Annotated in this window: 10 protein-coding genes; 9 read left to right on the forward strand and 1 reads right to left on the reverse strand. The window is 60.4% G+C overall.

Annotation, left to right across the window (positions count from 1 at the left end):
- The first annotated feature begins 587 nt into the window (after positions 1-587).
- From ACTNB2_RS02075 to ACTNB2_RS02105, 7 genes are all read left to right on the forward strand, one after another.
- Complete coding sequence (locus tag ACTNB2_RS02075; RefSeq protein WP_441042088.1) at positions 588-2,729, forward strand: DEAD/DEAH box helicase; 2,142 nt, start codon at positions 588-590, stop codon at positions 2,727-2,729.
- Between the two features lie 447 nt (positions 2,730-3,176).
- On the forward strand, positions 3,177-3,689 hold the full coding sequence (locus tag ACTNB2_RS02080) for a PTS sugar transporter subunit IIA (RefSeq protein WP_427795715.1): 513 nt from the start codon (positions 3,177-3,179) through the stop codon (positions 3,687-3,689).
- Between the two features lie 18 nt (positions 3,690-3,707).
- Positions 3,708-4,562: a PRD domain-containing protein gene (locus tag ACTNB2_RS02085; RefSeq protein ID WP_441042086.1), complete on the forward strand. Its 855-nt coding sequence runs from the start codon at positions 3,708-3,710 to the stop codon at positions 4,560-4,562.
- A gap of 99 nt (positions 4,563-4,661) precedes the next feature.
- Positions 4,662-6,278: a PTS transporter subunit EIIC gene (locus tag ACTNB2_RS02090; protein WP_441042084.1), complete on the forward strand. Its 1,617-nt coding sequence runs from the start codon at positions 4,662-4,664 to the stop codon at positions 6,276-6,278.
- A gap of 3 nt (positions 6,279-6,281) precedes the next feature.
- Positions 6,282-7,664: a 6-phospho-alpha-glucosidase gene (locus ACTNB2_RS02095; RefSeq protein ID WP_427795718.1), complete on the forward strand. Its 1,383-nt coding sequence runs from the start codon at positions 6,282-6,284 to the stop codon at positions 7,662-7,664.
- A gap of 920 nt (positions 7,665-8,584) precedes the next feature.
- Entirely contained in the window at positions 8,585-8,788 is a 204-nt protein-coding gene (locus tag ACTNB2_RS02100; RefSeq protein ID WP_117647680.1) for a type II toxin-antitoxin system RelB/DinJ family antitoxin, read from the forward strand.
- Between the two features lie 88 nt (positions 8,789-8,876).
- Positions 8,877-9,788, forward strand: coding sequence for a CPBP family glutamic-type intramembrane protease (locus ACTNB2_RS02105; RefSeq protein ID WP_441044650.1), 912 nt, complete (start codon positions 8,877-8,879; stop codon positions 9,786-9,788).
- Here the strand turns inward: ACTNB2_RS02105 and ACTNB2_RS02110 are convergent.
- Positions 9,785-11,929 (reverse strand): YgiQ family radical SAM protein, encoded by a 2,145-nt coding sequence (locus ACTNB2_RS02110; RefSeq protein ID WP_441032249.1) that lies wholly within the window; start codon positions 11,927-11,929, stop codon positions 9,785-9,787. The two genes, ACTNB2_RS02105 and ACTNB2_RS02110, sit on opposite strands and share 4 nt — an antisense overlap.
- Positions 11,930-12,179: 250 nt before the next feature.
- On the opposite strand from ACTNB2_RS02110, the gene ACTNB2_RS02115 reads away from it, so the two are divergent.
- On the forward strand, positions 12,180-12,896 hold the full coding sequence (locus tag ACTNB2_RS02115; protein WP_154515938.1) for a YoaK family protein: 717 nt from the start codon (positions 12,180-12,182) through the stop codon (positions 12,894-12,896).
- 229 nt (positions 12,897-13,125) lie between these two features.
- A complete protein-coding gene (gene fucO, locus ACTNB2_RS02120; RefSeq protein WP_154515935.1) occupies positions 13,126-14,292 on the forward strand; it encodes a lactaldehyde reductase in 1,167 nt (388 codons plus the stop codon).
- Positions 14,293-14,335: the final 43 nt, after the last annotated feature.

The raw sequence follows: 14,335 nt of genomic DNA on the forward strand, positions 1-14,335 counted from the left end.
ACACCCATACCCCCTGGGGGTGTATAGCAAAAAGTTGAAATGTATGACATTCCGATACGGGGGTCGACAGCCAAGTTAGTGCACCATCCTCGCCCTTCGTCTCAATCTGTAACATCTAGTTCCGTTTTTGCCGAGTTACTGTTACAGATTGAGACAAACAATTCGGCGGTTGCTTAACATCTCGATCTGTAACATCTGGCAGGGAAAATGACCTCTATCTGTTACAGATCGAGATGTTGTTTTGCGAGGTTTTGGTTTGTCTCGATTCGTAACGTGTAGACCTGGTTTTGCCTCGTAACTGTTACAGATTGAGACAATTGGCCCAGACCCACCCCGTCCGCCCCGTCATCTGTGGTTTACGTGGGGGCATACGGAGTGCAGGTATACTAACCGGCGGCGAATCTGCTCCATCGCTTAGAGCTGCTGCGTCTGGACGGCGCGTGATATGGCTGCCAAAGCGATCGCCAGCGTGCTGAGCAACGTCCTCTCTGTGCGCACCCGTTTTTGTATGTACTAGCGCACTACCAAGCACGCCCGCGCGGCCGCATGCCGTGCCCCTTGCGCGTGCAGATAAGGAACAACAACATATGCGTAATTCTGTATCCGACGTCACTGACGCCGAGATCCTGGACGAGACCCGCGAGGCCATGGCCCAGGCTGCCTTCGATGCGGCCGACGAGGCCAGCGCCGCCGAGACCGTCGAGTCCGCTACCGAGAACCTGCCCGCCTTTGACGAGCTGGGTCTTTCGGACGAGATACTTCGTGCCATCGAGAACCTGGGTTACACGGCGCCGACGCCCGTGCAAGCCGGCTCGATCCCCGTGGTGCTCGAGGGCCGCGACCTGCTTGCCGCCGCTCAGACCGGCACCGGCAAGACGGCCGCCTTTTTGTTGCCGACCATGAACAATCTGGAGCACATCGCTCCTCCCAAACCTGTGCGCGAGCGCGGCGGCCGTAACCGTCGTCGCGGTGCTAAAAAGCCCGAGGGCAACGGCCGCGGCCCCGTGATGCTCGTCATCACCCCTACGCGCGAGCTCGCCCAGCAAATCGACGAGGTCGCGAGCAAGATCGCCGACGTCACCGGCCATGTTGCCGTGACCGTTGTGGGCGGCGTGAGCTACAAGCCGCAGACCGCTGCCCTCAAGTACGGCTGCGACATCCTGGTCGCAACGCCGGGCCGTCTGGTCGATCTGATCGAGCAGGGCGCTTGCCACCTGGACGAGGTCAAGGTGCTGGTGCTCGACGAAGCCGACCGCATGCTCGACATGGGCTTTTTGCCCGCCGTTCGCCGTATTGTGCGCGAGACGCCGGCCGAGCGCCAGACGCTGCTGTTCTCGGCGACCCTCGACGAGGAGGCCGTGGGCGAGATCACCGACCTAGTGAGCGACCCGGCCCGCGTGGAGATCGCGCCCGCCACATCGACCGCCGACACCGTCGACCAGTTTGTGTTCCCGGTGTCCATCGAGGCCAAGAACAACCTGCTGCCCGAGTTCCTCAAGAAGGAAGGCCCGGAGCGCACCATCGTCTTTATGCGCACCAAGCACCGTGCCGACAGCTGCTGCCGTCGTCTGGAGCGCAAGGGCATCAAGGCTGCCGCGATTCATGGCAACCGCAGCCAGGCCCAGCGCGAGCGCGCACTTTCGGCCTTCCGCGACGGTACCGTCGACGTGCTGGTGGCAACCGACGTGCTCGCCCGCGGCATCGACATCAGCGACGTGCGCTACGTCGTGAACTTTGACGTGCCGGCCGAGCCGACCGACTACATCCACCGTATTGGCCGTACGGGCCGCGCCGGCGAGCTGGGCTGGGCCATCACGTTTGTGACCGAGCAGGACGTGGATGAGTTCTACGAGATCGAGAAGCTCATGGACAAGACTGCCGACATCTACGAGGCCGGCGACTTGCACGTGGGCCCCAATCCGCCCGCGGTTGATCCCGAGCGCGACCCTGCGGCCTTTAAGGTGAAGAAGAAGACCAAGCGCGGTAAGTCCAAGAGCAAGAAGAAGCTTGAGCAGGCGCGTCGCGACGGCAAGCGCAACGGCGACGATTACGGCGATGTGGCCGGTCGTTCCAACCGTGGTCGCGATGAGCGTCGCGGCGACAGCGAGCGCCCGAGCCGTCCCAAGCGCGGCGGCAAGACCCGCGTGCGCGAGGGCGTTCAGGCTCGCGTGGACGAGGCCGTGGAGAGCGTGGCCCGCGAGGTGGCTGCCGAGGAGCGTGCCGGTGCTGGTGCCGTCGAGCCGGCCCCGCGCGGCAACCGTGCCGAGCGCCGTGCCAAGCAGTTCCAGGGCGAGGCACATCGCCGTCGCCGCGAGGACGAGGACCGCGGCGGTCGTCGCCGTGTTGAGCGCGAGGACGAGGGCCGTGGCTCGCGCGGCGGCGAGTCCCGTGGCAGCAAGCGCTTTGAAGAGCGCGGCGGCCGCGGCGGTGAGCGTCGCGAGGATGCTCGCGGCAATGGCGGCCGCAGTGGCGCCGGCCGTTCTGGCGAGTCGCGCGATCGTCGCGATCCGCGTGCCAGTCGAGATCGTCGCGATGACTGGCGCAACTACGACGATACCCGCGAAGAGCGCCGCGGCGGCCACCGTGGCGGACGTGGCAGCAACCAGGCCGGCTCCCGTGGTGGCCGTGCCGGCGGTCGCGATAACCGTGGCAGCTATGGCAACAGCCGTGGCGGCAAGCGCGGCGGCAGCTCCCGTCGCCCCGGTGACGGCGGCGGCAAGCGCAAGTAACATACGCGTCGCGCGGTAAGGCGACACGAGTTTGGGCCTCGAGCAGACTATGCTCGGGGCCCTTTTTAGTGCAAGGGGGACGGGTTCATATGCACCAACGTCTTGAAGTTGCGGTGGAGTACGGACTGTTTTGGCCTTTTGAGCGGCTTTTCAGTCCCTATTTCACCGCAACTCATGATTGGTGCAAAGTAACCTGTCCCCAATGCACCAAACAAGGAGTGTCCCCAAGTGTCGCCTAAATACCGTTTATCGAAGAAAAAATACCGTTCATCGGTCATAATGGTTGTTCCGGCTTTGGGCTTGTCTACAATAGCTCCCGTAAAAGAAATGCGGAAGGTTACCGAGTCCCTCGGACGTGGGCCTAACCAAAGTCTTTGAACGGGTGTGTCTCTATGGATGCATTCGCTTGATTTTGGTTGGGCTATATTTATGAAGGGACATGCCACCGTGGGTTTCTTTTCTCGCCTGATGGGCGGTTCGGATGAGCAGAAGACTGCAGCTTCCGAGTTCGAAATCCTCGCTCCCGTTTCCGGCGAGCTTGTTCATCTAGAAAATACCAATGACCCTGCTTTTAGCAGCCGTGCGGTGGGCGATGGCGTTGCCGTGGTTCCCCAAGAGGGAACGGTGTGCGCTCCTGTTTCAGGCACCGTCGCGGCGCTGTTTCCGACTGAGCACGCGCTGGGCATCATGTCCGACGACAGCTCTGCTCAGGTGATGCTGCATATCGGAATCGATACTGTTAAGCTTGAAGGCAAGGGTTTCCATGCGCTTGTTGCCCAGGGTGACCATGTCGACGCGGGCCAGCCCCTCGTCGAGGTCGATTTCGACGCGGTCCGCGCCGCCGGCTTCGATCCCACAGTCTTCGTTATCGTGTGCGAGCGCTCAGAGAACTCGACTCTTCGTGAGCATGCTTCCGGCCCTGTTGTTGTTAAAGAGTCTGTCGTCTGGCTTTCTGAGTAAGTTCTTGTGGTGGGTACCGTGGTTATCAAGCGAGTTTTTAACAACAACGTCGCAATGGTCACTTCGGACGATGGCTCCGAGCTCATCGTCATCGGTCGAGGCCTCTGCTTTGGCCGTCATGCCGGCGATGCCATCGATGAGGCGTCGATCGAAAAGACCTACGCGTTGCAGGAGGGAACTTCTCAGGATTTGCGTACGATTGACCGCTTGGCGCATCTTTTGGAGTCCATCCCCACCGTCAACCTCGTGATTGCCGAGGACATTGTTCAGATGCTCCGTCGAGAGCTCAATGTTGATATCAACGACAAGATTCTCATTGCTCTCGCAGACCATATCAGCCTTGCTTTGGAGCGCGAGCGCAAGGGCGTCTCCTGTGAGAATCCGTTGCTGCTCGAGATCCAGCAGTTCTATCGCAAGGAGTATGCGCTTGCGGGCCGTGCGTTGCAGATTGTCAAGGAGTATATGGGCATCCAGATGAGCGAAGAAGAGCAGGGTTTCATTACGCTGCACATCGTCAACGCCACCATGCCGCAACGCTCCGATCGTTTGATTGTTTCGGTCCAGCTTGTTCGTGACGTGCTCGCGATTGTTTCCAAGCGCTATGCTACGACCCTCGATGACACCTCGTTGCCTTACGAACGTTTCGTTCGTCACCTTCAGTTTTTCGCACAGCGAGCGCTCGATCCTACGGCCGGGCAAATCAACGGAGACGCGCTGTTCCGAATCGATGAAACGGCGTATCCGTGTGCATTCTCGTGCGCGGACGCCATAGCCGCCCACTTGTCGTCTACCTATAACGTTGTCGTTACCGATGCCGAGAAGAGTTATCTCGCATATCACATTGTTAACCTGCTTGGAGAACCTGGTCTCTAGGCATAACGTGCCCACACATCGATTGATATAAGGCAAGGCTCACGGTCTTGTCTAGGGCACATCTGTCTTAATTTGCGGAAAAGGAAGGGGAGTACCGCTATGACCGCAAAAAAGAAGTTCAATTTCAAAGCGTCGTTGGAGGTGTTCGCGAAATCGATCGTCCAGCCGATGATGTATCTCTCGGTTGCCGGCATCCTGCTCATCGTGGGCATTATTCTGACCAACAAGACCATCTGCGCCATGGTCCCTGTGCTGGGCTTCGGTCTGTTCCAGCTCGTGGGCGCCGTTGTCTATCAGTCGCTGATGTTTATCATCAACAACCTCTCGATTCTGTTCTGCGTGGGCATCGCCGGCGCCATGGCAAAGAAGAACAAGGGCCATGCTTCGCTGATCGCCCTGATGTCGTTCTTCCTGTTCCTGCAGGCTAACAACATCGTGCTCAACGCCACCGGCTCTCTTGCCGAGGCGAGCGGCATGCTCGGCCTTACCGGAACTGGCCAGAGCACCGTTATGGGCATCCAAGTGCTCGATACCGGCGTGTTTGGCGGCATCATTCTTGGTTGCATCACCGGTGCCGTATTCAACAAGTACTCGAACAAGCAGTTCCCCATTGCCCTGTCGATGTTCTCGGGCGTTCGCTTTCCGTTCCTGATCATGATCATCATCTCCTGGATTATGGGCGCTGGCTTTTGCATCGTTTGGCCTCCGGTTCAGGGTGCTATCTCCTCCGTTGCCGGCATCATTAAGGAGTCGGGCAACATCGGTCTGTTTATCTACGGCATGCTCAACAAGCTGCTCGTTCCCACCGGTCTGCACCACCTCATCTCCATCCCGTTCCAGTTCTCCGATGTGGGTGGCACCCTGACGCTGGGCGATCAGGTTATCGCCGGCGCCTATCCCATCCGTGTCGCCGAGATGGCAATGACGGGCCAGCCCTTCTCCGATAGCACCTACTTCAACAGCTATGCCTTCAACAACCTGTGGCCCTACATCGGTATCGGTCTCGCCTTTATCTTCACTGCTTACAAGGGGAACAAGGACAAGACCAAGGCTGTTATCATCCCGCTGATCATCACCGTCGTGCTCTCCTGCGTGACCGAGCCCATGGACTTCCTCTTTGTCTTTGCCGCTCCCGTGCTCTTTGTCGTTCACTCGGTTCTTTCCGGCATCTTCCTGGTCCTGCTCAAGGTCCTCTCCGTGCCCGCCTCGACTGCAGGCGGCATCATCAACGTCGTGGTTTCCAACCTGGTCCTGGGTGTCGACAAGACCAACTGGCCGGTTATGCTGGTGCTCGGAGTCGTCAACGCCGCTCTGTACTTCTTCCTCTTCACCTTCCTTATCAAGAAGCTCAACCTCCACACGCCTGGTCGCGAGGAGGAGTCCGAGCTCGCCGAGCCCGTTGCCGAGGGCGAGGCCGCTGCATCTGTCGCGGTGAAGCAGGATGCTGTTGCCGCGGCTCCCGCAGAGGGCGTCGATGCAGGCATTGCCGACCTGGTCGCAGGTCTTGGCGGCAAGGACAACATCGAGGAGCTCGAGAACTGCTTTACGCGTCTCCGCGTGAACGTTAAGAACCCGGACCTCATCGATGAGAACCTCATCAACCACGTGCCCAACAGCGGCATCAACCGCAATGGCAATAATATCCAGATCATCTTCGGCATGAAGGTCGCCGAGATGCGCGACAAAGTCGAGAACGCAATTGAGAAGGAGCAGTAAACAATGATCATTACTCTGTGTGGTGGCGGATCCACCTTTACCCCGGGCATCGTAAAGTCCATCGCCCTGCGCAAGGACGAGCTCGACGTTGACGAGATTCGTCTGTACGACATCAACGAGGAGCGTCAGCGCAAGATCGGCGTTCTCGTGGACTGGATTTTGCACGAGGACCTTGGCCTGGACATCAAGCTTACGGTGACCACCGACAAAAAGACGGCTTTTACCGACGCGAGCTTCGTGTTTGCCCAGATGCGCGTGGGCGGCTATGCCATGCGCGAGCAGGACGAGAAGATTCCGCTGCGTCACGGCTGCGTGGGTCAGGAGACTTGCGGTTGCGGCGGCCTTGCCTATGGCATGCGTACCATCTTCCCCATGGTCGAGCTGATCGATGACGTTGAGAAGTACGCCAAGAAGGACTACTGGATTCTCAACTACTCCAACCCTGCCGCCATCGTCTCCGAGGCCTGCCGCGTTCTGCGTCCCAATGCTCGCATCATCAACATCTGCGACATGCCGATCGCGATTATCGACGTGGTTTGCGCCGCGCTCGATATCGACAAGAAGGATGTCGAGTACGATTACTTTGGCCTCAACCACTTTGGTTGGTTCACCTCGATCCGCCACAAGGGCGAGGAGGTGCTCCCGCAGCTGCGCGAGTACATCAAGGAGCATGAGATTCTGCTGGCCGATTCGTATCTCAAGGGCATGAGCTCGCTGATGTCCAAGAAGCCCGAGGAGGCCACCGACGAGCATCCCGAGCAGAACCGTCACACCAAGGGCAGCTGGTACTACGTCTGGAAGGGCGTGTACGAGATCATGGAGTGCTTCCCGGAGTATCTGCCCAACACGTATCTGAACTACTACCTGCAGCAGAAGGAGTTCGTCGAGCACTCCAACCCCGAGCGCACCCGTGCGAATGAGGTCGAGGAGACGCGCGAGAAGAACCTTTTTGATGGTATCGATCACTACGAGAAGACGGGCGAGATCGACGAGAGCACGTTCTATGCGGGCAGCCACGGCGACTGGATTGCCGACCTGGCTATCGCTCTGAAGAACGACACCAAGCAGCGCTTCCTGGTCATTTGCGAGAACAAGGGCGCTATCCCCAACATGCCCTACGACGCCATGGTCGAGCTGCCTGCCTACATTGGCAAGAACGGCCCCGAAGTCATCAGCCGCGACAACATTCCGCTGTTCCAGCAGGGCCTCATGATGCAGCAGCTGAACTCCGAGAAGCTCCTGGTCGAGGCTACGATCGAGGGTTCGTACGAGAAGGCGCTCAAGGCCTTTACGCTGAACAAGACCGTGCCGTCGATGAAGGTCGCCAAGGAGGTTCTCGACGACATGATCGAGGCCAACAAGGGTTACTGGCCCGAGCTTAGCTAAAGGCAGAAGACGCTGGCGCAAAAGAGTCGCTGACCGCAAAACTTGATTAATGCCTCGTTCGCGTGCTTGCGCGGACGGGGCATTTCCGTTTTGCGCAAAGGATTGATACGGGGGATGGGCTCTCTGACATCAACGCAGGGCATGAGGTTTTCTGCTGACGCGCGGCGGCCGCGGTGCCCGGGCGGACACGCCGGGGATTTCGCCCGCTGCCTGGCGCCCTTGCCGCCATCCGGCTTTCGCGCTCGCATTCTTTTGGATGCGGGCGTGTTTTTCGTGGCGCGCACGGGTCCCCCGGGGCGCGCCGTGCATTTTCGGGAGTTTTCAGCAAGCCGGGGTGACTGCATACGCGCCGGAATCGTCTTTTTGAGCCAGCGGGATCCTTCGGCAGGCGATTTGGGTTGGCTGACGGCGTCCGGCGCGGCGATAACGCGCGTTTCGCGTCGCGCCGTGCCCCAAAACGACGCCAATCGCGCGGCGTCCACGATTTGCGGCACCGCCTGCGGGGGCCGCGATGCTGAAAACTCCGGTTTTTGCACGGTACAAGCGGGGGTACGTTGGGACGAGAAGGAGTGCCCCCGTCTTTTTATGCATGGCATAAGCGAAATTATGCAAGACAATAGGGCGCCATGCGCCGGATACCCAGCCTGGGCGCGCCATACGCCGACGCTTAGGCCCTCGATATCTCGGACATCATCACGCTCTAAATACTAACCCAGCAACAAAATAATCCGTCTTTTCTCCGTCCCCATGGGACCGGGTGTGGTATTCTATCTGCCGGGTATAACTTAGGAATACCAAGTAATACCAACGCCGCAGAAACAAACTCCAGATGCGGGCCAATCGGGTTGCCTTCACAGCCCGTCGCCCAGCCGCGTGGCCCGCATCTATCCGCACTACCGTTGTTTCAAAAAGGAAGCGCCATGGCAGAACACATGACCCCGGTTGTCGCGAAGGTCTTGCCCGAGGAAAAGGCGGCCTTCGCGGCGGCAACCCAGCTCGTGGGCACCACGCCGTCCAATGCCATCCGCATGTTTATCGCCGCGTTCAATCGCTGCGGCACCTTCCCGTTCGACATTTCGCCCAGCGGGGCCTTTGGCACTGCACCCGATTCTCATCAACAATGACTGTCCCAAACTGCCGGTACTTGGGGACGTTCATTTTCTGCCGGCAGTTAAGGAACGTTCCCAAGTACCGGGTTTTGAGGAGGCTGGCATGCTCAATGCGATAGCGTGGGCGCTTGCCTGTTTTGGCGTTGTCGCTGCCGATATTGCCCTGAGCGTCGTTTTGTTCTCCGCCCTTGGCGTCGCATCGGTGTTCATGGGTTTTTCGATCGATGACCTCGACATTCAATTGCTTCAGGCCGCCGCTCAGACGGCGTCGTTTTTGATGGCGCTGCTGTGGTGGCGTTATCTGTGGCCGCGCTCGTTTATGGCGCGTTCGCAAAGCGAGCATCCGCTCGGCGGGGGAGCGCGTGGGGCGTGGAAACGCATCGCCTGCGTTATCGTGATCGGTCTTGCCCTGCAGGTGGTCGTTAGCTACGTGACCGACGCCGTGCTGTCGCTGTTGCCCGATGCCGCGGCCGACTACAGCGAGCTTGTCGAGGAAACGGGCATGGGCGATACCAGTCCTCTTGCCGTCCTGACCACGGTGCTCGGCGCGCCGTTTTGCGAAGAGCTCCTGGTGCGCGGTGTTATCTTTGAGTTTTCGCTGCGTGCGTTTAATCCCCAGTGCCGTCCGCTCTGGAAGCGCCGGCGTCGTGCGAGTGCGCAAGACGGCGCCATAGTGTCCTGGGCGGCCCCAAGCACGTGGGGTGTCGCCGCGGCGATTATGCTGCAGGCGGCAATCTTCGGTTTTATGCACATGAATTGGGTGCAGGGTTGCTACGCGGGTGCCGCCGCCCTCATCTTTGGTTGGGTGCTCGTGACGACCGGAAAGCTCCGCTACACGATCCTGCTGCACTTTGCTTTTAATGCCGGGTCGTATCTCATGGGCCTGCTGTGGTTTGTGAACACGCCGGTCGACGTGGCAATTACGGTCGCTATCGCCGGCGTCATCCTCGTTGAGGCAATGCGCTCGTTGCGCCACGCGTGTGGGATGGACGCAGCGAGCGCATTGCTGCCTTAGTTGCGGCGACCGCCTCCGTTGGCACCCTGACGCCCCTGAGCCGCACGGTTGCGCCCGGCGGTGTTCTGCGCGCGCGACATGCCGCCGTGGCCCTTGCCGCCCTTGGGCCCCTTGGCTCCAGCGCCGCCAGCGCCACCGTGGCCCTTGCCGCCCTTCTTGCCGGTGCCATGTCCGCCGCCGGCAGATGTCTCGCCCGGGCGTGGCGGCACGGGGCGGATCAGGCAATGCTTGGTGTAGCCGATCAAATCGCGACGCCCGGCTTTCTCTAGCGCCTCGCGCACGAGCTTGTAGTTCTCGGGCTTGCGATACTGGATGAGCGCGCGCTGCATGGCCTTCTCGTGCGGGTCGCGCGCCACATAGATCGGCTCCATGGTGCGCGGGTCCACGCCGGTGTAGTACATGCACGTCGACATGGTGGACGGCGTGGGGTAGAAGTCCTGCACCTGCTCGGGCATGTAGCCCATGTCTCGCACGGCCTCGGCAAGGTCCACGGCTTCCTTCATCGTCGATCCGGGGTGGCTCGAGATCAGATACGGCACCACGTACTGCTTGAGTCCGTACTCGCGGTTCAAGCGTTCAAATTTACGGCAGAATGCGTCGTAGACGGCTCGGCTCGGTTTGCCCATCACGGAGAGCACCGCGTCGCTCACGTGCTCGGGTGCTACGCGCAGCTGGCCCGAGACGTGGTGCTCCAGCAGCTCGCGCAAAAACTCGTCCGAGGCATCGGCCATGGTGTAGTCGAAGCGGATGCCGCTGCGGACAAAGACCTTCTTGACGCCCGGTAGTTGGCGCAGGTCGCGCAGCAGCTGGGTGTAGCCGCTCTCGTCGACCACCATGTTCTTGCACACGCTCGGCCACAGGCATCGCTTGTTCTTGCATACGCCGTGCTTGAGCTGCTTGTCGCAGGCGGGACGGCTAAAGTTGGCCGTCGGCCCTCCCACGTCGTTGATATAGCCCTTAAACTCGGGATCGCGCGTGAGCAGCTCGGCCTCGCGCATGATCGAGTCGTGGCTGCGCATCTGCAGCACGCGACCCTGGTGGAAGGTGAGCGCGCAAAACGAGCACTCGCCAAAACAGCCGCGGTTGGAGCTAATGGAAAACTTGATCTCGGCAAAGGCCGGCACGCCGCCCGCCGCGTCGTAATCGGGATGCCAATCGCGTGCGTAGGGGAGTTCGGCCACCTCGTCCATCTCGTCGGTGGTGAGCGTCGCCGACGGCGGGTTCTGCACCACATAGACGCTGTTGGGGTAGGGCTCTACCAGGCGATGTCCGGTGATGGGGTCCATATTCTGCTGCTGCACGTTAAAGCTGCGCGCGTAGTTGAGCTTGTCGGCGGTAAGGTCGTCCCAACTGGGCAGCAGGTCGTAGTCGTAGACCTCGTCGAGCGAACCCGTGCGGTAGACGGTGCCGTTGATATAGGTAATCTGATCGACGGGCAGTCCCGCGTCGAGCGCGTCGGCGATCTCGACAATCGCGTGCTCGCCCATGCCGTAGATGAGGATGTCGGCGCCCGAGTCGAGCAGTACCGAGCGCTTGAGCTTGTCCTGCCAGTAGTCGTAGTGGGCCAAGCGACGCAGGCTTGCCTCGATGCCGCCGATGATGATGGGGGCGTCCTTGAATGTCTGGCGGATGAGGTTGCCGTAGACCGTGACGGCACGGTTGGGGCGGTGCCCCTCCTCGCCACCGGGGGTATAGGCGTCGGTGTGGCGGCGGTGCTTGGTCACCGAATAGTGGTTGACCATGGAGTCCATGTTGCCGGCGCTGACGAGAAAGCCCAGGCGCGGCTCGCCGAGCACGGTGATGCTGGCGGGGTCGGTCCAGTCGGGTTGGCAGATGATGCCCACCTTGTAGCCGTGCGCGTCGAGGACGCGGCTGATGATGGCCATGCCAAAGCTGGGATGGTCCACGTAGGCGTCGCCGCAGATGTAGACAAAGTCGCACTGGTCCCAGCCGCGCGCATCCATGTCGGCGCGGCTGACGGGGAGGAACTTATCGCGGCCCGGGCGCCAGGGGCGGACAGGCGCTGCCGGGACATGCGCGGGGCGCGAGCCCTGGGCTTTGCTTCCACGCTTTTGCTGCTGGCCGCGTTGGGCATGCTTGCCGTGCTGGTTGTGCTGAGCGTCCTGGGGCTTTTTTGCCACGATTCCTCCCGGTGTTTGTATGCTGCACGTAATTGTAACCAGTCTTTTTGGGACGGGGCTAAAAAGACTGGTGGAGTACACGAGGTGTCGTGTGTCGATGCCGCGCCCGCCGTTTGTTTCCAGACGGTGTATCTGCGCGTTGGGGAAGCCGTCTCGCGGGCGCGCCATGTTGTCAATGGGTTACAGTATGAACGGCGGCTATGTTTCCGCCAACGCACGAGAGGGTCGTCAACAAGGAGGGCGCACGACGATGCAGCGTGCCAAACAGATATCGGAGTCTATTGAGCTGGGCATCATCTTGGCGCTCGCCGGTGGCTTTATGGACGTTTATTCGTACATTGGACGCGACCATGTTTTCGCCAACGCGCAGACGGGCAACATCTTGCTGGTGGGCGTGAGCATCTCGGAGGGCAATTGGGCGCTCGCGGGGCGCTATTTCTTCCCTGTGGTGTCGTTTGCTGTGGGCATTATGCTTGCCGACCTGGTACACGAACGGTTTGGCAGCGTGATTCACTGGCGCCAGGTGACGGTGTTCTTTGAAGCCGTCATCTTGCTGGGCGTGAGCTTTATCCCCGGTGGCGGCTACAACTTGCTCGCCAACTGCCTCATCTCGTTTGCCTGCGGTATGCAGGTCGAGAGCTTTCGCAAGATCCACGGTCACGGTATTGCCACGACCATGTGCATCGGTAACCTGCGCAATGCGCTGCAAAACGTGGACGACTACATCATCACCCACAAGCGCGGCTTTTTGGAAAACGGCCTGCTGTACTTTGGCGTGATCTTTACCTTTGTGTTTGGCGCTGTGCTGGGAAACTGGTGTATTGAGCGCATGGGGCTGCACGCTATTGCGGTGGCGAGCGTGCTGCTGTTCGTGGCGTTTGCCATCATGTTTATCGACCGCGAGCGCGACCTGCGTTTTCGCTGGAAGCGCGCCTGCGAAGATTGGAAAGAGGCCTGCCAAAAATAGCGGCAGGATGTGGCAAGGGGCTGACCCCTTGCCACACTGATCAATAATGGGGAGGGGACGGTCATCTCGGCCGCCCCTTTTTTGTTTAGTGGTCAGGCGGTGACGATACCAGTTGTTGAAACGCTTTAAATAATCTGACGTTCTCACGCGTTTTTCGCTTCAAAAGCGTTAGGATGGGAGCCATAGCGTGGGGCGTAATGGGTGCCCCGCACACGATGGGAGGCTATCAATGGCTAATCGTTTCGTTCTCAACACCATTTCTTATCATGGTTCCGGCGCCATCAAGGAGATCCCCGGCGAGCTCCAGCGTCGCGGCTACAAGAAGATCTTCGTCTGCTCCGACCCCGATCTGGTCAAGTTTGGCGTTACCGCTAAGGTGACCGACGAGCTCGATGCCGCCGGCATCGCTTGGAGCCTCTACTCCGAGATCAAGCCCAACCCCACTATCCAGAACGTCAAGGACGGCGTCGAGGCCTTCAAGGCCGCCGAGGCTGATGCTATCGTGACCGTCGGTGGCGGCTCCTCTATGGACACTGCCAAGGCCATCGGCATCATCATCAACAACCCCGAGTTCGCCGATGTCCGCAGCCTCGAGGGCGTTGCTCCCACTAAGAACCACGCCGTGTTCACCATCGCCGTGCCGACGACCGCCGGTACTGCTGCTGAGGTGACCATCAACTACGTCATCACCGACCCCGAGAAGGTCCGCAAGTTCGTGTGCGTCGACACCAACGACGCCCCCGAGGTCGCCGTCGTCGACCCCGACATGATGGCTTCCATGCCCGCCGGCCTGACCGCTTCCACCGGCATGGACGCTCTGACCCACGCCATCGAGGGCTACACCACCAAGGGCGCTTGGGAGCTCTCCGACATGTTCCACTTTGAGGCCATCAAGCTGATCAGCGAGAACCTGCGCGACTCCGTTGCCGAGGCCAAGTCCGGCCAGCCCGGCTCCGGCCGCGAGGGCATGGCTCTTGGCCAGTATGTTGCCGGCATGGGCTTCTCTAACGTTGGCCTGGGCATCGATCACGCCATGGCTCACACCCTGTCCGCTCACTACGACACCCCGCACGGCGTCGCTTGCGCCATGCTGCTGCCGATTGCCATGGAGTTCAACAAGCCGGTTTGCGCCGAGCGCCTGGCCAAGGTCGCCGTCGCCATGGGCGTTGACACCACGGGCATGAGCACCGATGAGGCTGCCGACGCCGCTATCGCCGCCGTTAAGCAGCTCTCCGCTGACGTGAACATCCCGCACGTCTGCGAGGCCATGAAGGCTGACGAGATCGAGGTCCTGGCCAAGGACGCCATGGCCGATGCCTGCTTCCCGGGCAACCCGCGTGAGGCGACGCTCGACGACGTCATCGAGCTCTTCAAGAAGATCTGCCCGGCTGCCTAACATGGTTCGGCGGGCCCCTGCCCGTTAGCCCCACAATCGTCCT

The organism is Collinsella sp. HCP28S3_G2, from assembly GCF_052065125.1.
Classification (GTDB): Bacteria; Actinomycetota; Coriobacteriia; order Coriobacteriales; family Coriobacteriaceae; genus Collinsella.